22 protein-coding genes are annotated in these 21,499 nt (G+C 43.4%); 16 read left to right on the forward strand and 6 right to left on the reverse strand.

Annotation, left to right across the window (positions count from 1 at the left end; all coding sequences use genetic code 11):
- Positions 1 to 111: 111 nt before the first annotated feature.
- Together ACZQK9_RS09280 and ACZQK9_RS09285 are read right to left on the reverse strand one after the other, a co-directional pair.
- Entirely contained in the window at positions 112 to 1,194 is a 1,083-nt protein-coding gene (locus ACZQK9_RS09280) for a lytic transglycosylase domain-containing protein (RefSeq protein WP_483270402.1), read from the reverse strand.
- A 73-nt stretch (positions 1,195 to 1,267) separates the two neighbouring features.
- Positions 1,268 to 1,840: an accessory gene regulator B family protein gene (locus ACZQK9_RS09285; RefSeq protein ID WP_216506353.1), complete on the reverse strand. Its 573-nt coding sequence runs from the start codon at positions 1,838 to 1,840 to the stop codon at positions 1,268 to 1,270.
- 204 nt (positions 1,841 to 2,044) lie between these two features.
- Here ACZQK9_RS09285 and ACZQK9_RS09290 point away from each other — a divergent pair, with 204 nt between their 5' ends.
- The 7 genes from ACZQK9_RS09290 to ACZQK9_RS09320 all read left to right on the forward strand — a co-directional run bounded on the left by ACZQK9_RS09290 (position 2,045) and on the right by ACZQK9_RS09320 (position 6,732).
- A complete protein-coding gene (locus tag ACZQK9_RS09290) occupies positions 2,045 to 2,185 on the forward strand; it encodes a cyclic lactone autoinducer peptide (protein ID WP_216506355.1) in 141 nt (46 codons plus the stop codon).
- A gap of 21 nt (positions 2,186 to 2,206) precedes the next feature.
- Positions 2,207 to 2,695 (forward strand): DUF2712 domain-containing protein, encoded by a 489-nt coding sequence (locus tag ACZQK9_RS09295; protein ID WP_216506356.1) that lies wholly within the window; start codon positions 2,207 to 2,209, stop codon positions 2,693 to 2,695.
- 232 nt (positions 2,696 to 2,927) lie between these two features.
- The gene (locus tag ACZQK9_RS09300; protein WP_216506358.1) at positions 2,928 to 3,761 is read left to right on the forward strand and encodes a hypothetical protein; all 834 of its coding nucleotides are present in this window, start codon (positions 2,928 to 2,930) and stop codon (positions 3,759 to 3,761) included.
- Positions 3,762 to 3,767: 6 nt separating this feature from the next.
- Positions 3,768 to 4,340, forward strand: coding sequence for a DUF5028 domain-containing protein (locus ACZQK9_RS09305; protein ID WP_216506360.1), 573 nt, complete (start codon positions 3,768 to 3,770; stop codon positions 4,338 to 4,340).
- A 2-nt stretch (positions 4,341 to 4,342) separates the two neighbouring features.
- A complete protein-coding gene (locus tag ACZQK9_RS09310; RefSeq protein WP_216506361.1) occupies positions 4,343 to 5,206 on the forward strand; it encodes a hypothetical protein in 864 nt (287 codons plus the stop codon).
- Between the two features lie 43 nt (positions 5,207 to 5,249).
- Positions 5,250 to 5,885, forward strand: a complete 636-nt coding sequence (locus ACZQK9_RS09315) for an ATP-binding cassette domain-containing protein (protein ID WP_117781060.1) — start codon at positions 5,250 to 5,252, stop codon at positions 5,883 to 5,885.
- 1 nt (position 5,886) lies between these two features.
- A complete protein-coding gene (locus ACZQK9_RS09320; protein ID WP_483270403.1) occupies positions 5,887 to 6,732 on the forward strand; it encodes a DUF2705 family protein in 846 nt (281 codons plus the stop codon).
- A 7-nt stretch (positions 6,733 to 6,739) separates the two neighbouring features.
- On the opposite strand, the gene ACZQK9_RS09325 is transcribed toward ACZQK9_RS09320, so the two are convergent.
- Both ACZQK9_RS09325 and ACZQK9_RS09330 read right to left on the reverse strand, forming a co-directional pair.
- A complete protein-coding gene (locus ACZQK9_RS09325; protein ID WP_117781059.1) occupies positions 6,740 to 7,456 on the reverse strand; it encodes a LytR/AlgR family response regulator transcription factor in 717 nt (238 codons plus the stop codon).
- A gap of 1 nt (position 7,457) precedes the next feature.
- Positions 7,458 to 8,480 (reverse strand): GHKL domain-containing protein, encoded by a 1,023-nt coding sequence (locus ACZQK9_RS09330; protein WP_483270404.1) that lies wholly within the window; start codon positions 8,478 to 8,480, stop codon positions 7,458 to 7,460.
- A 420-nt stretch (positions 8,481 to 8,900) separates the two neighbouring features.
- On the opposite strand from ACZQK9_RS09330, the gene ACZQK9_RS09335 reads away from it, so the two are divergent.
- From ACZQK9_RS09335 to ACZQK9_RS09355, 5 genes are all read left to right on the forward strand, one after another.
- Positions 8,901 to 10,409: an NAD(P)H-hydrate dehydratase gene (locus ACZQK9_RS09335; RefSeq protein ID WP_216506371.1), complete on the forward strand. Its 1,509-nt coding sequence runs from the start codon at positions 8,901 to 8,903 to the stop codon at positions 10,407 to 10,409.
- Positions 10,410 to 10,522: 113 nt separating this feature from the next.
- Positions 10,523 to 10,864: a type II toxin-antitoxin system PemK/MazF family toxin gene (locus ACZQK9_RS09340; protein WP_021985263.1), complete on the forward strand. Its 342-nt coding sequence runs from the start codon at positions 10,523 to 10,525 to the stop codon at positions 10,862 to 10,864.
- Positions 10,865 to 10,881: 17 nt separating this feature from the next.
- Entirely contained in the window at positions 10,882 to 11,712 is an 831-nt protein-coding gene (locus ACZQK9_RS09345; RefSeq protein ID WP_178017585.1) for a hemolysin family protein, read from the forward strand.
- Between the two features lie 6 nt (positions 11,713 to 11,718).
- Complete coding sequence (locus ACZQK9_RS09350; protein WP_177969784.1) at positions 11,719 to 12,447, forward strand: YebC/PmpR family DNA-binding transcriptional regulator; 729 nt, start codon at positions 11,719 to 11,721, stop codon at positions 12,445 to 12,447.
- Between the two features lie 164 nt (positions 12,448 to 12,611).
- A complete protein-coding gene (locus tag ACZQK9_RS09355) occupies positions 12,612 to 13,499 on the forward strand; it encodes a hypothetical protein (RefSeq protein WP_483270405.1) in 888 nt (295 codons plus the stop codon).
- A gap of 86 nt (positions 13,500 to 13,585) precedes the next feature.
- On the opposite strand, the gene ACZQK9_RS09360 is transcribed toward ACZQK9_RS09355, so the two are convergent.
- The gene (locus ACZQK9_RS09360) at positions 13,586 to 16,069 is read right to left on the reverse strand and encodes a clostripain-related cysteine peptidase (protein WP_483270406.1); all 2,484 of its coding nucleotides are present in this window, start codon (positions 16,067 to 16,069) and stop codon (positions 13,586 to 13,588) included.
- A gap of 153 nt (positions 16,070 to 16,222) precedes the next feature.
- On the opposite strand from ACZQK9_RS09360, the gene ACZQK9_RS09365 reads away from it, so the two are divergent.
- From ACZQK9_RS09365 to glgA, 4 genes are all read left to right on the forward strand, one after another.
- On the forward strand, positions 16,223 to 17,167 hold the full coding sequence (locus ACZQK9_RS09365) for an AAA family ATPase (RefSeq protein ID WP_178017582.1): 945 nt from the start codon (positions 16,223 to 16,225) through the stop codon (positions 17,165 to 17,167).
- Positions 17,164 to 18,285, forward strand: a complete 1,122-nt coding sequence (locus tag ACZQK9_RS09370; protein ID WP_483270407.1) for a DUF58 domain-containing protein — start codon at positions 17,164 to 17,166, stop codon at positions 18,283 to 18,285. The genes ACZQK9_RS09365 and ACZQK9_RS09370 overlap by 4 nt, the downstream gene beginning before the upstream one ends.
- Positions 18,275 to 19,492, forward strand: a complete 1,218-nt coding sequence (locus tag ACZQK9_RS09375) for a DUF4129 domain-containing protein (RefSeq protein ID WP_216506380.1) — start codon at positions 18,275 to 18,277, stop codon at positions 19,490 to 19,492. Before ACZQK9_RS09370 ends, ACZQK9_RS09375 begins: the two co-directional genes overlap by 11 nt.
- Positions 19,493 to 19,612: 120 nt before the next feature.
- Complete coding sequence (gene glgA, locus ACZQK9_RS09380; protein WP_483270408.1) at positions 19,613 to 21,052, forward strand: glycogen synthase GlgA; 1,440 nt, start codon at positions 19,613 to 19,615, stop codon at positions 21,050 to 21,052.
- A 116-nt stretch (positions 21,053 to 21,168) separates the two neighbouring features.
- Here glgA and ACZQK9_RS09385 read toward each other — a convergent pair whose 3' ends face one another.
- On the reverse strand, positions 21,169 to 21,363 hold the full coding sequence (locus ACZQK9_RS09385) for a hypothetical protein (protein ID WP_216506383.1): 195 nt from the start codon (positions 21,361 to 21,363) through the stop codon (positions 21,169 to 21,171).
- Positions 21,364 to 21,499: the final 136 nt, after the last annotated feature.

The raw sequence follows: 21,499 nt of genomic DNA on the forward strand, positions 1-21,499 counted from the left end.
GAAGCACGTCGGTACTTAATGAGTGCGAAGCACGAATTTAGTACCGTTACGTGCTGAACCGAGCGGGAGCGCGTCTGCGTAGAATTGAATGGACAACCAACTCTTTGTATTTTATAGAAGGGAAGTAGAATTTCCCATGACGTTTATGACTTTACGCATATTCTGCTGTGTCGCGAGTTCGAACAAATGTGAGAGAGAGTCGTCCGAATCACTTTCAGAGCTTAGGCTTGTACTTCCGAGTACGGAGATGATATCAACCATGTTCGCGTAGTGGCTGGTGAGTAACTGGTACTCTGCGTAGGATAGAACTTTCTGCAGGCTGTCCGTGTCCGTTGTATCTACATTCTGTAAGGATGACAGAATCGTAGAAATCGGATTTCCATAAGAGGAAAGCAGGCTGCCTGCACTGAAATCGGAAGAAGATGTTCCGTTGAATGCGGAAAGACCGCTCTGCATGGATGTATTTGAATATGTGCTTTGATTCGCTGTAAGTGTGGAAATGGCAGAGATGATCTCTTTGATCTCTGCAAGGATTTCCGCATTTTTTTTCGCTGTTTCGGAAGAAACAGCTGCTTCATTTGCAGTATTGGAATTTCCGCTTGTAGTTGTTCCGGTATTGGAAGCGGCGTTTGCAGAAGAATTTACTGTGACTGTATTTGCAGGAACCGATACACCGGTCTGCATCAGGCTCGTCACCTTGGCAACGTAATTCTGTGTCTCAGTAAATGGAGGTATACCACCATATTTTTTCACATTGCCACATCCGGCATTATAGCCTGCAATCGCAAGCGACTGGTTCCCCTGAAACATATTCAGAAGATCCTTTAGTACGGCTGCACCACCCATGATATTCTGGTAGGCATCGTAAGGATCGGATACGCCATATGCACTTGCCGTGCTTGGCATGAGCTGCATGATACCCATCGCGCCAGCAGAAGAGGTAACATTTGTCTGAAAACCGGACTCTGTATAGGCGATTGCCTTTAAGAGCCGTTCAGATACACCGTATTTGTCGGAGGCTTCCTTGAAGATGGAATCAAGGTTCGTTGTGACAGATGCCTGGTTCAATTTATCGGTTTCTGTGCGAAGCATACCATCAAAATTGGTTGTTGTTTCCGATACGGATTGGGTACGATTCGGCGTTGCAACGGCACTGCTGTCGTTCACATAGCCGACACCTTCGATAAATACCATGATTCCTTCCTCCCTTCGTTTCCTTGATAGATACTTCAAAGGTATCTTAGTTCTGGAAAATTGTCAAGAAAATTCACGTATTATGTTGAAATATTCTCCCAGGTATATAAAGTATAGCGGCTGCACAGGAACCAAGAAAGATAGCTGTACCGAGTGTAGTAAAATGCCATATCTTGTCAAAACAAATCATACACAGACATTCTAGAATAATTGTAATATAGGAATTCATACGAGCTCGTGTAGAATTCATGTTTGTCTGGCATATAGGTTTTCCGATTACAATTCCTGCGAGAATGATACCATATATGGATAGTTTAATATATAAGCCGGGAAGAATGGGTAGTGTCAGCAACCATAAGAAAAACAGTCCATAAATGGTGCTGTATAGCAGACAGCGTATATGGGATTTTGCATGGAAACCTCCGATATGATTTCGTAAAAACAAGAATGAAATTAAAAAGTAAACCATACCCAAAATGCGATGCGTAAAACAGGAATATATCAGAAAAAAGAAGAAGGGAATGCAGAGATTTAGCAAACATTCAATACCATAAGATACTACTGCAATATCATCTTTTGTAACAGTATTTTTGGTGGATAGAGATATTAATTTTTTGGCTAGTCGATGAGCGAAAGTTTCAATCATATTGGTTCTCCTATGTTCAGGATATATCGTAGCACGAGGAAAAGAAAAAAATGCATAAAAAAAGTATAAAGAGTGTCGTTCACACCCATCAGGATGTCGTTCGCACCACGAGGGATTGAAACTTTTGATTTTTGTGTTATGTTGAAAAAACAGAGGGACTCGAGTAATAAAATCTGCGAATTACAAAGGAAGGGGGATAATGCTATGGCAGAAAGAAAACAAATATCAAGGGTGGCAGATCTGCTGCGGAAATCAGTAGAAGCAGTAGCAGAGAAAAAAGCAAATGCAAATTGCTTTGGCTTTATGTATGAGCCAAAGAGACCAGAAAAATTAGTTAAAAAGTAAAAAAGAGGAGGTACATGTATTATGCAAAAAGTAAATAAAGTAAAACGGTTTATCACAATGACTGCGATGGCAGCCATGCTGTCAATTACAGGATTAGGGGTAGCACAGAAAAACGCACAGGCAGCAAATATAACGGATGAGGCGTGGTCATTTTCGTTAGATGTTAATTCCAATGTTTTTCGCCATGTTCAAGGTAGAAATAAAACAGATCCTAGCAAGATATATATTTATTGGAGTGCCACTTATGGAGGAAATTTAAGTCAGATACAGGTTTATGCATGCGGTGCGAGTACCAAAGCTGGAACGCCTCAAAATGCATCCAGAAGCAATCCAAAGAATAATCCAATTTATGGATTTATGTACGGAGCAGGTAAGTATTCGCTTACAAACTATGTATATGAGTTAGGAATGCCATATGCGCGTCCTGGGATGAAATCAGTGAAGGGATCTGGAACCGCACAGGGCTTATGGAGTCCAGATAGCGCAGGTATATATAAGCAAATTCCATAGAAATTGGAAGTACACGTAGACGGAAAATGAATAAATAAAGGAGCGATCATTACTTGTGGTGGAAAATTCTATCACAAGTAATGATGAAGTATTCTGATAGAAATCCTGGATATGCAAAGTTTGATATATTATCTAAAATATGCGTCTATGATACAGCCATGATGCAACTATGATACATATATTTTCTATAATGATAAGTATCAAAAATAAAAGCAGGGAGGGGGATAATGACATGAAAAAGAAAATATGGATACTTCTGGTAGGCATACTTGTATTGACTTTTGGTGTATTTGTAATTGGCGTATGGAAAAGGAATACAGATGGTAAAAATGAAAATTCGATTGTAACCGCTGATATGTCTAAAGTTGCTACAGTAGGAGATGCTGATGTTAATGGAGAAAATACAACAGAAGAATTGGATGACGGGGAAGTTTATTCCGAACAATTAAAGAAAAATCAGGATTTGATTGAGGAATATGGAAATATTTTTCCTAAGAGCAGTTCTCCGATTTTTAATGGATATCGGTATATGATAAAAGAGTTCCAAATATATGACAGCTATGACAAATTTAAAAAGAGTATGTATTATAATTCGGATTATGAGTATTATGAGCCAAATCTTGGAACGGAAGAAGGAAAATTAAGTTTTTTATATGCAGAAGTAGAGATAACAAATATAGATGAATATGAAAAAACATTTGGAACAGGAAATTTAGATTTGATCTGTGCGGAAAATGAGAAGCAGGATAAAGACGGGTATGAGGCATGCCCATCAGATAATTGTTATGCAAGTAAGGTTGAGAATTGGCGGGAACTGAGTTCTAAGCAATGGGATAAATTCACATTACAGGAAGGAGAATCTGTCACATTAAAAATTGGAATGGGAATTACATATTGGTCAGAAGATCAGGGGTGGGCAAGTATTGATGAAGTATTTGAACATCCAAGATATTATTTATCAGTTTATGGAAACGCGCCTATGAATGGGCAAGGTTCAGATCTTCGGAAAAATTTAGCTCATATTTATATTGAGTTGGAAGATTACGGAAATGAAGCAGGGAAGTGATGTTTTATGAAGAAAAAAATGATAATGGGAATTCTGATACTTCTGGTATTACTCGTAGTGTTTGCTTTGCGAGTCAGATATGTGAATGTGACGGCAAAGCTTCCGGAGATCCGTGAGATCCCACAGGGACAGACGGTAGATTATGAAGGTATATCATATACGGTTGTAGGAGCAGAACTTTGGAGGTATGAACAGTTTTTTGCCGAACACGACGGATTAGATGATTATAATGACTCAAATTTTGAGGATGATACAGCCTGTGTACTATTGGTTCAATATCAAATCGAAAAAAATAAAGAGGAGTCTCTGCTGCATGTGGATATGCCGATTCGATATGCCTATCAATACAATGGAATAGATCCATTTATGCTACAGGATATGAATCCGTCTCTGTTGAATGGAACCTTTGCGAGCGGAGATATTCTGACGATTCCATACGAGGTTTATAGGATAAATCTGCGGGAGATGACGTGGAGACAGATTTGTAATCTGGATATGTCCTATTCTGTCATACTTGGAACCTATCCGGTAAAAACGGAGATAAAGATTACAGATATTGAGAAGAAGGGAGCGTGGTAGGGATGTGTACGATTGTACAAACAGAGCTAAAGAAAGCTTTTTCGTCTTTTTGTTTTTTATTTTCCCTTTTATTTGGGGCGGTTACCTGTATATTGCAGTCTTTGTGGTTTTATAAACATGTATATAGATCAAATCTGTCAATGCTTGCATATGTATCTGGATTGTCCAATGAAGATCCCAAATATGGAGAATGGTATGCAACCCGTCTGCTGGAGGGGTGGCTGGGATGTGAGTCGTACTCTTCGTATAAATCTTTCTTTCTGCTGGCACTTCCTCTGATTGCCGTTATACCATATGGAATATCGTTGCTTCAGGATTGGAGATCTGGTTATGTGATGCAGATGCTGGTACGTTGTGGGAGAAAACAGTATATAACAGCCAAGAGTATTGCAGTATTTTTGAGTGGAGGTGTTGTGATCGCTGTTCCGATGTTGGCAAGTCTGATCGTGAATCTCTGTTATCTTCCGGCAGCAGGTATTGATATGCTTTCGATGCAGGGACAATTGATTGACCGGAATATGTGGGTAAACTTATATTATGATTCTCCGATAGTGTATGCACTTTGTTATACAATAGTGCTGTTTTTATATGGCGGTATCTATGCGATAATTTCAGTGATCTGTACTGGTTGGCTGGATAATCGGTTTGCAATCTGGATTTTTCCTCTTATGCTGCATTGCATGTTGAATTATGGGGTTTATAATCTTTTCCCGGAAATTTCCGCCTATAACCCAGCAATCTTTCTTGATCCAGGGCAAACGGTATCGTCGAATACGACTTTTGGGATAGTGGTAACAACAATTGTAATCCTGGCAGTGGAAGGGATGCTGTTATGGCTCTCAAACCGTCGGCGGGACTTCCTGTAGGAGTGTGTGGGGTGATATTGATTAAGAGAGGAGCACAGGGAAAATGGAGATAAAGTTAGAACATGTGACAAAGAAGATAAAGGGAGTTCCGGTATTGCAGGATGTGACAAAGACATTTACCGGGGGCTGTATCTATGGTTTAAGTGGCAAGAATGGCTGTGGGAAAACGATGCTGATGCGGACGATGGCAGGACTGATCTATCCGACCAGCGGAGTTGTGAAGATCAATGGAAAGACGCTCGGAAAGGATATTTCTTTTCCGCCAAGTATGGGACTTCTGATTGAGAATCCTGCGTTTCTGCGGGGATATACCGGCTTGGAGAATCTGGAGATACTGGCGAAGGTGCAGGGCGGTGTGCCGCAGGACGAAATCCGGGCGACGCTGGAACAGGTTGGGCTTGCCCCCGACGACAGACGGAAGTATTACAAGTATTCGCTTGGTATGCGTCAGAGGCTTGGAATCGCAGCTGCAATTATGGGAAAACCGGATATTATCCTGCTGGATGAACCAATTAATGCGATCGATGCGGAAGGTGTCAGCGTGATCCGGGATGCCATCCGGGCGCTGATGGACGACGAACGGATTATCATCATTGCCTGTCACGACAAAGAGGAAATGGAGTATATGGCGGATACGGTTTTGCATATGTCAGAGGGACGGTTGGAGGAGGAAGCATGATATGAGATTATTGCACTTCTTGGAATATGATATCAGTGAGGGACTGATCCGGTTTTGGAGAAGGTATCTGTGGCTTATCGTGCTTGTCTTTATTACGTGTCTTTTGCTCGACCGGGCAAGTGGAGATTATCTGGGAATGTATGGTGAAAGCTGGTCACCGCTTGGGTATATGGTCAATGCGTTTTGGGGGCAGAGACCATTTCATTTTAACCAGAATACACCGGATCAGTTCAGACTTCCACTGGCTTGGATTCTGCAGTATATTCTGCTTGCATACTGTATTGGAAATTATGTGGAAGAGGATATGCATGGTTTTGGCATGCAGCTTATGTTGAAGAGCCGGAGCCGTGTGTTATGGTGGAGCTCGAAATGTATCTGCTGTGTCTGCATCAACCTGTTTTATTTTCTGCTGCTCTATGGCATGACATACGGATATGCATGGATTTCAACCGGGAACATGTCGATTTCCGGTCAGAAGATAGCACTTTCTCTTTACTATGGAGAGGAGGTGGCAGATACCCCGGTGTCAGAGCTTATTTGTATGGCGGTGCTCCTTCCTGTGCTGGCAGGTATCGTGCAGTCCATGATACAGCTTCTGTTATCCCTCTATATGAATAGTGCAGCGGTAATGAGCGTGATTACATTTATTCTGGTGCTGTCAGCGTATTATGGAAATCACTTTTTGGTGCATGGATATGCGATGGTGTGCAGGTATTATTCTGACAGTCTGTATCCACAGGATGTGGTGCTTACGACTACGTTTGGGATTCCATATCTCATTTGCCTGATTGTGGGATTGGTCGGATGTGGATATGGAATCATACGAAAGCGAAATATTATTTGGTGAAAGAACTTTATTTTTGCATGAATCTTGACATATGGGCACGAACAGACGGAAGATAGCTTCTGCCAACTGACTGCCATGTATTATTGGAGAGGTGAAGGTTATTTTTTATCAGAGATTGAACGTGCAATATATTTACAATACAAGATTTGTGACAACGAACAAAGTTTGATGAAAGCTTATTCATTATTTCATCTAATGATATACGTTCGATGTATATGTTGTCTGTTGTTACAATTAATGTATTGTTTTTTTCTTTTGATATGCTGATGATGTTTGTATATGGAATCCTTATATAAGTCTGGTCGTTTTGATAGTAATAGTAATCATCGCTATGTAGTTGCAGGTATGCATCCATACAGGGGGTGAGAACTTCCAGTGTAATCGGTTTCAGAAGATAATTGAAGGCACGTACAGAATAACCATCAAAGACGTATTCCTGAAAATTAGTTAGGAATATGATATCGCCAGAGTATTGAAGTTCTCGAAGCTTTTTGCAGATTATGATTCCGTTTTCACTGCTGGATGTATTTGGCAGCTTTATTTCTATGTCAGCAAAAAGTAAATCAAAAGATTGAGCGTGATACATGCGAATCAGGGAACTTTCATTTTGCACCCAGACAATTTCGAATGTGTGATGGTATAAATCTGCATATTGTTCTAGTGCATGTTTTGTCTGCATAAATTCTGATGGTGTATCTTCCAATATTATAATTCGTAAATGCATGTTAGTGTTCCTCCGTTGGTAGTTGTATTATAACCTCAAATTTATCATTGGATGGGTTTAGTGTGACAAAACCATTTGCTCGTTCTACAATCTCCTCGATTCGTTTCAAACCGATTCCATGATTTATAATATTTGTCTGCTTGCTGGTTTTTAGCTTGCCATTTTTATCTATGACATAATCACCGATACAACTATTTTCCATGTAAATAGACATCATACAGTTAAAGGGCTTGATCTGGAAAACAATATATCGTTTATCAGGTTCTTTTATTTTCGTACAGGCTTCGATTGCATTGTCGAACAGATTGCCAATCAGCGTACATAATTGAATATCATCAATCAGGATGTCTTTTGGAAGAAAGATGCTATGTGTGGTTTTGATATGCTGTGCATGTGCATAGGAAAGTTTGTTTGTAACAATACAATCAATCGGAATATTTCCACTGGAAATAATACGATGTGTCTGATTTAATTTATCTGTGTAGGTGTCGATATAGCTGCAGGCTTTCTCGTATTGCTTTTCGTGTAACATGGCTGAGATGACAGTCATATGATTTTGCATATCATGTTTGATTGAACGCAGCTCTTCTACAGAGGAAACAACCTGTTCGTATTGCTTAAGCTCCATTTGTTGTATAATATTTTCTTCCGATAAACGCTGGTTTTGTTCCTGTGTGGTTCCAAGGGTGTATACATAAAGAACAAAGGCAAAAAACAAAAATAATACCAGAAAGAAAATAACGGATAGAAATCGGTCGTTGTTGCTTTGATCTGGTGTATATTCTGTCAATTGCCGGATCAAAATAGCCTGAAGGATGGCAATACATAAGAGCGACAGCAGAATAAAGGCAAGTTTTTCCCGAAAAGGCAGACGGAATGTCTGGTTGTTTATACAGAGCAGAATCAAAGTAAATAAGAATAATATCGAGATGTAAATTAAAGTAAAAGGAATTCGCAGCATACCATTTGGAAGGAGCGCTGACAGGTCAATATCCAAAAATGCAGTTGGAACAATCGTGGTCACAGCATCTGCAAGAATGGTTCCGATGGCATAGAGGACAGACCAAAAAAGTAATGTGATCGGCTTATTCTCAAAGAATAAAAAACCATATATAAAATGAATTCCAATAAAAAATAACAGAATAAAAATAGTCGAACATGAAAATTTTTTCAGAATAAGCAACAAGACTGCCTGTGAGAATAAACAAAGAATTTGGAGTGGATAAGAATAAGATAATTCTTTTTTTTCAAGTTTATTATTAAATAATAAAAATAATATAGCAACTTCCAATAAATTGATTACGAATTCCCACATAAAGATATCCCCCTTTGTTACTTTGATTCATAGTATACTACATAAAGTCGATTCCTGAAACCAGATATTGTATTTATACGGCATTTGGGGTAAAATGCCTATATACTTAGTCATTCGGGGGACGAAGAAATGAGATACATTGCAACTGGACAGGAAGTGTTCAGAATTGATGAATTTGCAACTAATGTAATAGGAATTCCGCAGCTTGTACTGATGGAGCGCGCGGCACTTCGGATCGCGGATCATGTCAAGGAACGATTCCCGGCAGGCGCGCATGTCCTGATCGTAGTTGAGAGTGGAAATAACGGCGGCGATGGAATCGCAGCCGGAAGAATCCTCATGATGGAAGGATACGATGTCGAGGTCTACTGGGTAGACGGATTGAAGTCTGCCAGCACTGGTTTCGATGCACAGTATGCGATTGCCAAGAAGCTGAATATGAAGTTTGTGGATGAGCTTGTGAATGCCGGATATGATGTGATCATCGACGGCATCTTCGGTGTTGGTCTGTCACGTGCTGTGATGGGTAAGCAGGCAGAAGTGATCAAGGCATTAAACGATATGGAGGGTTACAAGTTAGCCATCGATGTGCCATCCGGAATTGATGCGACAACCGGGTTCCTGCTCGGCACGGCGTTCCATGCGGATGCGACAGTGACCTTTGGACTTATGAAGCTCGGACTTCTCATGGGTATGGGATATGAGTACGCAGGTGAGGTGTCCGTGGTAGATATCGGATTCCCGAAGCAGGCGATTGATTTTGTAGAGCCAAGGTTATACACCTATGATGCAAAGGATGTAGAGGAACTGCTCCCGCATAGAAAGAGGGATTCCCACAAGGGAACCTATGGCAAGGTCGGAATCATCGCAGGCAGTAAGAATATGGCAGGTGCGGCACTGTTTTCCGCGGAGGCTGCTTACCGTATGGGCTGTGGATTGGTGCGCGTGTGCACCGTAGAGGAGAATCGCGAGATCATCCAGTCGAGACTCCCGGAAGCATTGCTTACGACATACAAAGAAGACGACATCGACACGATGCGCAGTGCGATGAAGACAGTCATGGGTTGGGCAGATGTGCTTGTGTTAGGTCCGGGACTTGGAACCGGGGAAGCAGCGCAGTATCTGGTTGATAAGGTACTTCGTAGCTTTGATGGCACGGTTGTCTTAGATGCCGATGGAATCAATGTGTTATCCGAGCATATGGATCTGTTCGAGACGATACATTCGAAGCTCATTCTGACACCGCATCTGATGGAGATGTCAAGACTTACGAATCAGTCTGTGACAGATATCAAGGCGAACAAATACGATCTTGCGAGAGAGTTTGCAAAGCGTCACAACGTGGTCGTTGCATTAAAAGATGCGCGCACGGTGGTGTCCGATGGCGGGCTTCAGGCATATATTAATATAACAGGTACAAACGGCATGGCAACAGGCGGATCCGGTGATGTACTGACCGGAATTATCGCAGGCCTTCTGGCACAGGGCATGGATCGGTTTGAAGCGGCAAAGCTTGGTGTCTGCATGCATGGGATGGCAGGGCAGGCTGCCGCAGAAGAAAAAGGACAGTACAGCATGATTGCCGGAGATATTGTACGAAGCATCGAGCAGATCATAGCAAAAGAAGCAGCAGAGTAAAAGAAAGGCTGGAAGATACGCAGTTTGATAATATAGTTTTATTTGATTGCATACACAGAAGAATTGTTGGAAATACTTGTAATAGTTTGAACAACAATAGGAGTGTGAAGGCATTGATTATCAGACGTGGAGATATTTATTATGCAGACCTGCGTCCGGTCGTTGGATCTGAACAGGGCGGTGTCCGTCCGGTACTTATTATTCAGAATGAAGCGGGGAACAAATACAGTTCCACCGTAATTATTGCGGCGATTACGTCGCAGATGCACAAGGCGAAGCTTCCAACACACGTAGAACTTGATTCCAGGTATTGCGATATTGCCAAGGATTCTGTTATACTGTTAGAACAGGTGCGCACGATCGATAAACAGAGGCTGAAAGAAAAAGTCTGTCATCTGGACAACACGATTATCCGTCGTGTGAATGAGGCGTTGCGTATCAGTTTAGAATTATAAAAGGAGAAACAATAACTATGTCACAAAGTGGGCCCAGTGGTTTTCGAAAGTTTTTTTCGAAGAAGGTGGACGAAGACAAAGTAGAAGAAGAGATTCTTTCCATGGTTGAGGAAGGACATGAGCAGGGTTTGATCGAAGAAGGCGAGATGGAACTGATTAACAACATCTTTGAGTTCGGAGACAAGGAAGCGAAGGATATCATGACACCGCGGCAGAAGATTGTTGCCGTAGAGAATACCCAGACGGTGGAGCAGGCATTGCAGCTTGCGGTAGAAAATAGTTTTTCAAGATATCCTGTTTATGAGGAAGATCTGGATAATATCATCGGACTTGTACATATCAAAGATTTGATTGCGGTCTATATGAAGGATCCGAAATCACCGATTGCGGGAATGGTTGACAAAGCAATTGTCACACATCCGACGAAGGATGTATCAGAGCTTCTGCAGCGAATGCAGCGGGAGAAGATCCACATGGCAGTCGTGGTGGATGAATATGGTCAGACCGAGGGTATTGTCACAATGGAGGATATCTTAGAGGAAATCGTGGGTAACATCTTAGACGAACACGATGAGGAACAGCCGGAGGAGATTCAGAAAAAATCCGAGGACGAATATCTGGTCGATGGGGGAGCCACGTTAGAAGATCTGGAGGATCTGCTCGGAATCGAATTCCCGGATGAGGATTTCGAGACGGTAAACGGGTTCCTGCTCTATGAGCACGGACGGTTGCCAGAAGAGGGAGAATCCTTTAAGATAGAATATCAGGGGTATGAATTTATCCCGGTAAAAATAGAAGATAACAGGATTATTACTGTTAAAATCACGAAACTAAAGGAAGAGGAGTAACAAACAATGTCAGGACATTCAAAATTTGCGAACATTAAGCACAAGAAAGAGAAAAACGACGCTGCAAAGGGAAAAGTATTTACGATCATTGGTCGTGAGATCGCAGTTGCCGTAAAGGAAGGCGGACCGGATCCAGCGAACAATAGCAAGTTGCGTGATGTCATTGCAAAGGCAAAAGCAAATAACATGCCAAACGACACGATTGATCGTGGCATCAAGAAAGCAGCCGGTGATGCAAATTCCGTAAACTATGTAACGATTACATATGAAGGTTATGGCCCAAGCGGAACAGCAATCATCGTAAATGCGCTTACCGATAACAAGAACCGGACAGCATCCAATGTAAGAAATGCATTTACAAAGGGTGGCGGAAATGTCGGAACCACTGGTTGTGTATCTTATATGTTTGATGAGAAGGGACAGATTATCATCGCGAAAGAGGACTGCGATATGGATGCAGATGATCTGATGATGATCGCACTTGATGCAGGTGCAGAAGACTTCAATGAGGAAGAAGACAGCTTTGAGATTTTAACTTCTCCGGAAGAGTTCACTGCTGTACGTGAAGCCCTCGAGAAAGAGAATATCCCGATGGCTGAGGCAGACGTTACAATGATTCCACAGAACTACGTAGAGCTTACATCGGAGGATGACATCAAGAAGATGAACCGCATCCTTGATATGCTTGAAATGGATGACGACGTGCAGGACGTGTACCACAACTGGGATGAGTAAAAAAATGCGGCTTGCCAGCATTTTTTTACGAAGACCTTTCTTGCCGGCATAAGCTGGTAAGAGGGATGAGAACAATCCGTTTTTAACGGCGGAGCCGGCAAGAGGGATGATAGAGAATCGTACTTGATGGCGGAGCCGGCAAGAGGGATGAATAAAGGAGAAACATGCCACTTATAATTATTTTTTTTATTTGGTATGGCATCTATGGCAGAAACAATCCGAAGATATACAGTAAGTTGCATAACAAGCTTGGCTGGGTGATTGCAATCTGTATTTTGTTTGGTGGCCTGTCTGGTTTTAGCTCCTTGTTTGGCGGACTTTTGACAGTTTCGATTGTGCTGGCTTTTTTTGGAGCACCAATCTGGCTTGTCGCATGGCTGATTGCCAGATCCTCCAAGGGGAAGGCAAAGCAGAAACAAAATGATTATGACTACTATAAGAATCATTACAGCCAGTCGGACGCAAAAGCAGGAACAACCGTCACAGGACTGACAAGAGCAGTACCAAAGCGAAGAAAGATTATTCAAAAATTTAATCAGAAATATGATCTGTATTTGACCGATGAAGAGATCAACCGGATCGTTGATGCATCCTATATGTCAAACTGCTGGGAGCGGGAGATCTTAGACATGGATCAGAAATACGATACGATTGCACAGTGGTATCGTGGAGATTCCGCATGGCTAAGAGCATACCTGCATGCATTTCCGGTGCAGAACGTGACATCGGATTTTGAGAGTCAGAGAAGTATCTGTCTCGATACATTTTATCAGATATTTGCGGAGATCGATCCGGGCAAGTATGAGAGTGTAGAGAGCTGCGTCAGGGAAATCAACCGGCGGTTCATGACGAACTTCGATGATATTACATTTTCAATCGCACATCGATTCCTTGCAGATAACGGATATTCCTTCTCCCTGCCACGCTATGACATGCATGGTGCGAAATCGGATATTGACAGACTGAAGGATAAATATGACCGGGAATCCGGAAGCACAGCTTCTTATTCCTCGGCAGATCGAAGAGAATATACAAAAATGCGCCAGCCTTAAGCTGGCGCATTTTTGTGCATTAAGCCGTCATGTGGGAATTCCTATATGACGGCTTATGTTTATCGAGCCGATGGTATAGTATGGAATTACTGTATCTGTACCAGACTTGAACAATGCCGGTTTCCCTGATTATCCTCGAAGATAAACATACCATAATATTCCTCGCCCGCGATCAGATCGCCGCGTACAGGATGGAAGCCTTCTGATATTGGGAAATAGTTGTAATTGATCGTCAGGTCTGCCCAGTCGGTCTCGTTCAGGTTCGTTAAATCCTCGGTAGAGGTGTATTTGTGACTGAAATATCCAAAAGCAACATTTTCATAATCGTTAATATCGATTTCGTAACGGTCAGGGAAGATCTCATTTCCTTCGGTCTGAATATAATTATCAATCGGATAGACTCCTAAGATCTGACCTTCCGGATGCTCTGCGGTGACCTCCAATACGAAGTAGGCATAGACTGCATCGTCACCCTCGATATCGTCATTGTACAGAATACTTGAGAGCAGGTAACGGGTATAGGTATCTGTCTTTTCCTGTACGGTATACATAAGCTCGTACATCTCCGAAGTCGTGTCGTTCTGCATATATGTAATCTGTCCGTCAAAATCAGCTGTGAGCATGCCGGTTCCATCGTCTGTTACTGCCGAGCTTAATGCAACCATATCGTAAAGATCCGGATTCTCCGGATCTTTCTTGGAGATTATAAAATATGCATTCTGAAGTGCAGCTTTCTGATCCTCCTGCAATGTGACGGAGAACGAAGCATCATCATTCAAAACCGGCACCAGGGAATCGGGATCCCATGCGACAGCGAATGCATCGGTGTCGGTCAGCATTCCTGCAAATTTTGCAATGTAGGAAGTGTAATTTGCGGCAAAATCAAATGTCTGATACATAGGAATAAGCTGGGAGGCGTGATTCTTTGTATAGTACGGATGGTAGATGGAGACGCCGGATATCTTATCTTCATTTGCATCGGAATACACAATGAATGAATCCAATGCACCCACCAAAGCAAGCGCTTCCGGCTGAAATACAGCCTGCAGATGCTTGGCATAATCCATCAGGTCAACAACATCATAGGAGCCTTCCGCATAAGAAAAATCCGCGGCAATTTCCTTGGAGTTTTTCCGGAAGGAGGAATACTTGGAGTAGGTTGACTCACTGAAATCTTCCCCAACCTTCGCGAAAAGGTTGTTCAAAGCAGTTTCGACTGCTTCAGTCTGACTCAGATCCATAACGGAGAGACAGATTGGACAATATGCAAACGGTATGCTGCTTATATAGTCCGTCGTCTCATCCATATAGGAATCCACGATAGCGGTTCCGATTTCTTTTCCGGACTGCAGGGGAGCAATATCCTTCAAAAAGTCATAGTACCAGCCGGAACCGGGTTCTGATTCCTGTGATGCAATCATGTAATTTGCATATGGTGTCAGTGTGTGTGCAGTTTCGATGTTCGCCATAAGACAGGCATCAAAACCGATAAATTCCAGTTTGTTATCATCATGGAACGGTGAATTCGCAAATGCATCAGAAAGTTCATTCAAGGTCAGGCTGTCGTTCGTTGTCTCGTCATAGCCGTATCCGAAGAATGCACCACCACCGTGATTCCATAGGATGACTCCATAGGTCTCAGCCGGATAATTCGTATAACCATAATTTAAGAATTCGGAAAGTGTATCCGGATTCCCCATGTTCGAAGCAGAGGATGATTCTAACTGCTCGAGTTTTCCGCCTTTTATCAGGAAGGTTGTATTGGAATCCTCTGGAATATCGCGATCCTGCCAGTTAGAACATCCACCCGTGTAGAGAAGGACATTCATCGAAGTGTCGTCAAATCCGGAATCAAGCATCTCATCAATATCGGTCGAAGCCGCGCCGTGTTCACTTTCGAGATCAGAGCCGACCATATAGATCATGATCGTTTTCGTTCCTGCCGCCCCCTGTGGAGGTTCTGTGGTTGCAGTCTCTGTCGTTGTGTGCGTGGTTGTCTGATTGGTTGTGATATCCGGATCGTCGTTGGTTAAATCCTTGACCGGACGATTGCGGACGATAAGCGTGATACCGATAGCAAGAACAACCGCAAGTCCTCCGATTCCTGCAAAGAGTGGCCATTTCTTTTTCCCTTGTTGGTTCGGAGGGGATGCCGGTGAAGTCTTGGCTTGCACCGGCTGCCCGCTGTACATCTGCTGATTATTATATGGTTGTTGACTGTACCCCGGTTGCCCACCATATGGTTGTTGCTGGTAGTACGTCTGCTGTCCGTTATATGGTTGTTGTCCGCTGTATATCTGCTGATTATTATACGGCTGTTGCTGATTATCCCCCTGTTCACCATTGTATGACTGTTGCTGTCCGCTGTACAATTGCTGTCCGTCATACGGTTGTTGCTGGTTGTATGTCTGCTGTCCGTTGTACATCTGCTGTCCGCGAAAGGATGGCTGCTGGTATTGTATCTGCTGTCCGTTGTAGGGCGCCTGCCCACCATACGATGGATCCTGCCAGCCGCAGACCGGACAGATGCCATATTGATTTAATGCATGTCCGCATGCTTTACAATTCATAGGAAACCTCCTGAAATATGATAAATAAACTATAGCATAGATTCGAGAAATCGTGTAAAAAAATTTCCATTTTTAACAGATTATGCTAGAATAAATTTAATTATGGGATATGAGAAGAGATAAGTTTGAAATACATAGAAAATAGGAGGAATTATGGAAGTTACAGAGGTGAAAGAAATAACGCAGAAGGTGATTACGCAGGCATCAAGGGTTGTTATCTCCGGGGAGGCAGTTGTCGAGAAGCTTCTGGTGGCGCTGCTTGCGGGCGGACATGTGCTCTTAGAAGATCGTCCGGGAAGCGGAAAGACGACACTTGCCAAGACATTTGCAAGATTGCTGGATGTAGAACAGAAACGTGTGCAGTTTACACCGGATCTGATGCCGAGTGATATTACAGGGCTAAATGTGTATAGCCAGAAGGATGGCGAGTTTCATCTGGTGAGAGGCCCGGTATTTACAAATGTTCTGCTTGCCGATGAGATCAACCGTGCGACGCCACGGACACAGGCGAGTCTGCTCGAGGCGATGGAGGAAAAGCAGGTGACGATCGATGGGGAGACATTGCCGCTTGCAGAACCGTTCTTCGTGATTGCGACGGAGAACCCGATCGAGACAACCGGAACCTATCCGCTTCCGGAGGCGCAGATTGATCGTTTCATGATGAAGCTTTCGATGGGACAGCTTGACACACAGGCAAAGCTGCGCGTGATGGAAACCTTCATGGGAGAACATCCACTTCTTTCGCTGAAGCCGGTTTGTACAGCAGAGCAGATTTTAAAGATGCGGGAGGCTGCAAGAACGGTAACTGTACATCCGTGTATCCGGGAATACATCGTCCGGATCGTGGAGGACATCGGCATGGATCAGGGAGTCATGACAGAGGTCAGCACGCGTGCGATGCTGGCACTTGTCCGTGCAACGCAGTGTTATGCGGCGATGCAGGGAAGAACGTATGTGATACCGGATGACGTGAAGCTGCTTGCTCCATGTGTGCTGGCACATCGCCTTCTGACGTATGGAAGTACAAAGGATAACCATGAACGTATGCAGAAGATCATAGCGATGGTCGAAGTACCGGTGGAGGAGTGGAAACAGTGAATCTGATTGTTGCACTTGTGATTGCGAGTCTGGTTTATATTGTGCAGAAACGTCTGTATGCGAAGTGGTGGAACCAGAATCTCGATGTGACAATTTCATTTGAGGATACATGTGTCAGAGAAGGGGATGCGAGTGCCCTGACAGAAGTCATCTACAATGGGAAGTTTCTGCCTTTGCCTGTCTTTCACGTCAAATTCTCAACCAACCGTTCCTTTCAGTTTGCGGATACGGAAAATACAGTCGTGACCGACAGCTATTATCGAAACGATGTGTTCTCTGTGCTTGGCTACCGGAAGATTACGCGACGTCTGCCATTCCAGACCGGAAAACGGGGGTTGTTTGGCATACCAAGTCTGAATATGACGGCACGTGATTTCTTTATGACGACGAATTTCGCATATAGCCGGAAAGCTGATGCGTGGCTGTATGTACTGCCGAAACGTGTGGTATCTCCGGAGCTTTCGATGTTTTGCACGCATTTGCTGGGGGAGCTTGAGACAAGACGAAACCAGATGGAGGATCCTTATACATTCCGGGGAATCCGGGAATACACCTATGGTGATACCTATGGGAAGATCAACTGGAAAGCAACGGCGAAAGCGTCAAAGCTTATGGTAAATATGTATGGTTATACATCTGAACAGCGTGTGCGGATTTTGCTCAATCTGGAAACCAATATCATGGTAAAGACCGAATATTTGCAGGAAATGAGTATCCGTATGGCGGGAACGATTGCGGATTATTTTCTGCAGCATAAGGTGTCGGTGGAACTTGTATCAAACGGGGTTGACTGCGTGACCGGATCCTGTGAGCGTGTGGAAGCCGGTACGTCGATAGAGCATGGAATGACAATCGACAAATATCTGGCACGTATCCGGGAAAATGCAGGGATTGATGCGTTTATGCAGCTGGTAGATAACGAGATACAGCAGATCGAAGAGCAGGTAACGTATGTGATTATTTCTCCCTATTACAAGGAGGATCTGCTGATAAAGCTTGATTATATGCACAAAAATCACCCGGAGCTGCACATGGCAGTTCCGTATTATGATATTCAGGAGAAGACCGGATGGCGTGGCTATATGCAGGGTGTGGAGGTGAAGTGGAATGAAATCTAAATTGTTACAGATCACGAAGCTTCTGCATCTGTTATATGAATGGCTTTGCTGCAGTCTGTGTTTTGCCTTTTTTGAAGTGGTGCTTTTGAAACAGGATGTGCATTACTTTCTGCTTCCAATCACGGGTGCGATGTTTGTGTATTCATATATTCTGCGGGAGAAGGCGGGGCATTATGTATGGCTGTTTGCCGGACATGTGGTGCTGCGGCTGCCGATGTTCCTGCTTCCGGTATCGATGGAGACGCAGTGGTTTTATTTCCTGATACCATGTTATCTTCTTGGGGCATCTGTGAAAAGCACGTGGCAAAATAAAAGAAAGCAGATGGATGAACTTCCGTGGCCATCTTTCCTGCTTTGTCTGATTGTGTATCTGGTAAGTGATTATCTGTCGGTGATAGGGTTGCATATCTATGCATATGTGACAGCGTTGTGTCTGCTTTTTCTGTATCTTGCACTTGTGTATACCGATGGCATGGAGAATTATCTGGACGCGACCAGTCATGTATCAGGAATTCCGATCCGGCAGATACTGTCTGTAAATACGATCATGGTTGGTGCGATTATTCTCTGTCTGACGCTTGGACTTGTACTTGGGGAAGTGTTTGATTTTCGCAGAGTGATTGCATTGATCGGGCAGGCGATACTGGCAGTGGTTCGTGTAATCGCGATGGTAATCGGACTTTTCTATCACTATATAAGCTTCTGGTTCCGCAGTGGAGAGGCGGAGGTGAGCGAGCATCAGGAATTTGACGATGGGGGTGTGCCGGCGGGGATTCGTTCCATTGGACAGACGCTCGAGCCGGTGTTATATGTCGGACTCATTTGCCTTGGAGTATTTATCGCATATAAGCTGCTGGTGCGGTTCGTGCGGTTCTTAATGTCCAGACGCAATCTCTCGACCGATCAGGTGGAATTGGTTGTGGTAAAAAGGAAGAAAGAGGAACAACGGACGCGTGCGGAGGAGAAGCAACGGTTTCTGTCGCGCAGGCAGCGGGCAAGGCGATGCTACAAGGACTGTATTGAGCGCTATCGTTACGACATCGCATTGGACCAGTCAAAAACCGGACGGGAAATCGAGAAGGAATTAAGTGAGCAGTCGCTGGCAGATGTGACGGAACTGACACGTTGCTACGAGGATATCCGTTACGGAGAGACGGAGGTAGACCGGGCAATGCTGCAGAAGATGCGGCGGTTATCCAGCCGGTAGAACCGGACGAGTTTTGACAGAATGTGCCATAAAATGGATTGAATAATCGGAGTGCTTATGCTAAAATTAAAGTAACTTTGTTACGAGACTTTTAGAGTCGGATATGGGAGGACAAAAAACATGAAGAAAGTGGCTTATATTGCATCGGAGTGCGTACCATTTATCAAGACTGGCGGACTTGCAGATGTTGTTGGTACACTGCCGAGGATATTTGATAAAAAGGAGTATGACGTGCGTGTCATCATTCCGAATTATATGTGCCTGCCGGCAAAATTCAAGGAGAAGATGCGTTACCTGACGCATTTTCATATGGATATTGGCTGGAAGCAGCAGTATGTAGGGGTTATGTATCTGGAATATGAGGGTGTTCCGGTATACTTTATTGACAATGAATATTATTTTAATGGTTTCAATATTTACAGTGATGATATGAAATGGGATATCGAGAAGTTCTGCTATTTCAGCAAGGCAGCGCTTTCTATCCTGCCAAGTATCGGATTCCAGCCGGACATCGTGCATTGCCATGACTGGCAGGCAGGACTGGTTCCGGTATATTTGAAGACATTGTTTGCAGACAATCCATTTTATAGCGGTATGAAGTCGGTTATGACGATCCACAACCTGCAGTTCCAGGGAAGATGGGATATCAAGACCGTACAGGAGTATTCCGGACTTCCGGATTATCTGTTCACACCGGATAAGCTGGAGATTGACAAGGATGCAAGTATGCTCAAGGGTGGTCTTGTTTACGCAGATAAGATTACAACGGTATCGAATACGTATGCACAGGAGATTCAGACGCCTTATTATGGTGAAGGATTAGACGGTTTGCTCCGCGCGAGAAACCAGAGCCTGTGGGGGATTGTAAATGGTATCGATTACAAGGATTACGATCCGGCTACAGATAAGAAGATTTATAAGAATTACACATTGAAGAACTTTCGCAAGAACAAGGTGGCAAATAAGCTTGCGTTGCAGAAGGAACTCGGACTTCCGGAAGATAAGAACGCTTATATGATCGGTATTATCTCCAGACTGACAGACCAGAAGGGCTTAGATCTGGTTGACCGTGTTATGAATGATATATGTACGGACGGGACACAGTTTGTTGTACTTGGTACCGGCGAACGCCGTTATGAAGATATGTTCCGTTATTATCAGGGCATCCATCCGGCAAAGGTATCTGCGAATATTTATTATTCAGACGAATTGTCGCACAAGATGTATGCAGCGTGTGATGCGATGCTGGTTCCATCGCGCTTCGAGCCATGTGGGCTGACGCAGCTGATGGCACTTCGTTATGGCACACTGCCTATCGTAAGAGAGACGGGCGGACTTAAGGATACGGTTATTCCATACAATGAATTTGAGGGAAGCGGAACCGGATTCTCATTCGCAAACTACAACGCACATGAGTTACTGAATACGATCAACTACTCAAAGCAGGTATACTTCGACAAGAAGAATGCCTGGGAATGTATGCAGGAATGTGCGATGCAGCAGAACTACAGCTGGTCTAATTCCGCAGAGATCTATCAGAGACTGTACGAGCAGGTGTAAGAAGTAATATATAAAAAGAAAGCGATTTGATTTTCATCGAATCGCTTTCTTTTTATGATGATTGTGAAACAAAAGAAAAATCAGAAACATCTATCAGGTTCTGTTTCACTTGCGCATTACTTGTCCTTGCCTTTCAGAGCTTTCTCCGCGAAAGCTGCCTCGTCAATAATCTCTTCCGGCTCAATCCCGGCCTTTAACTTCTCAATCTCATCAACCGTGAGTCCGGACATCAGTGCCACTTCATCTACCGAAATATCCACTTTCAACATGCGCGTCGCGAGGTCATACTTCGCCTTTGTTGTCTTATTCATAAGGTTTAACTCCTTTTTTAAAAATTCGAATATATAACAAAAAACTTCAACATGTAAGTAAATGCGAAACAAACGAATATAGTAGATAGAGATGTATCAGAATACAAATTCTTAAGCAGACCATTGTAACACGCCG

Source organism: Wujia sp. (genome assembly GCF_056872695.1).

Coding starts and splice junctions, on each gene's coding strand:
- ACZQK9_RS09280 (WP_483270402.1), bottom strand. CDS start 1,194: ATGGTATTTATCGAAGGTGTCGGCTATGTGAACGACAGCAGTGCCGTT.
- ACZQK9_RS09285 (WP_216506353.1), bottom strand. CDS start 1,840: ATGATTGAAACTTTCGCTCATCGACTAGCCAAAAAATTAATATCTCTA.
- ACZQK9_RS09290 (WP_216506355.1), top strand. CDS start 2,045: ATGGCAGAAAGAAAACAAATATCAAGGGTGGCAGATCTGCTGCGGAAA.
- ACZQK9_RS09295 (WP_216506356.1), top strand. CDS start 2,207: ATGCAAAAAGTAAATAAAGTAAAACGGTTTATCACAATGACTGCGATG.
- ACZQK9_RS09300 (WP_216506358.1), top strand. CDS start 2,928: ATGAAAAAGAAAATATGGATACTTCTGGTAGGCATACTTGTATTGACT.
- ACZQK9_RS09305 (WP_216506360.1), top strand. CDS start 3,768: ATGAAGAAAAAAATGATAATGGGAATTCTGATACTTCTGGTATTACTC.
- ACZQK9_RS09310 (WP_216506361.1), top strand. CDS start 4,343: ATGTGTACGATTGTACAAACAGAGCTAAAGAAAGCTTTTTCGTCTTTT.
- ACZQK9_RS09315 (WP_117781060.1), top strand. CDS start 5,250: ATGGAGATAAAGTTAGAACATGTGACAAAGAAGATAAAGGGAGTTCCG.
- ACZQK9_RS09320 (WP_483270403.1), top strand. CDS start 5,887: ATGAGATTATTGCACTTCTTGGAATATGATATCAGTGAGGGACTGATC.
- ACZQK9_RS09325 (WP_117781059.1), bottom strand. CDS start 7,456: ATGCATTTACGAATTATAATATTGGAAGATACACCATCAGAATTTATG.
- ACZQK9_RS09335 (WP_216506371.1), top strand. CDS start 8,901: ATGAGATACATTGCAACTGGACAGGAAGTGTTCAGAATTGATGAATTT.
- ACZQK9_RS09345 (WP_178017585.1), top strand. CDS start 10,882: ATGTCACAAAGTGGGCCCAGTGGTTTTCGAAAGTTTTTTTCGAAGAAG.
- ACZQK9_RS09350 (WP_177969784.1), top strand. CDS start 11,719: ATGTCAGGACATTCAAAATTTGCGAACATTAAGCACAAGAAAGAGAAA.
- ACZQK9_RS09355 (WP_483270405.1), top strand. CDS start 12,612: ATGCCACTTATAATTATTTTTTTTATTTGGTATGGCATCTATGGCAGA.
- ACZQK9_RS09360 (WP_483270406.1), bottom strand. CDS start 16,069: ATGAATTGTAAAGCATGCGGACATGCATTAAATCAATATGGCATCTGT.
- ACZQK9_RS09365 (WP_178017582.1), top strand. CDS start 16,223: ATGGAAGTTACAGAGGTGAAAGAAATAACGCAGAAGGTGATTACGCAG.
- ACZQK9_RS09375 (WP_216506380.1), top strand. CDS start 18,275: ATGAAATCTAAATTGTTACAGATCACGAAGCTTCTGCATCTGTTATAT.
- glgA (WP_483270408.1), top strand. CDS start 19,613: ATGAAGAAAGTGGCTTATATTGCATCGGAGTGCGTACCATTTATCAAG.
- ACZQK9_RS09385 (WP_216506383.1), bottom strand. CDS start 21,363: ATGAATAAGACAACAAAGGCGAAGTATGACCTCGCGACGCGCATGTTG.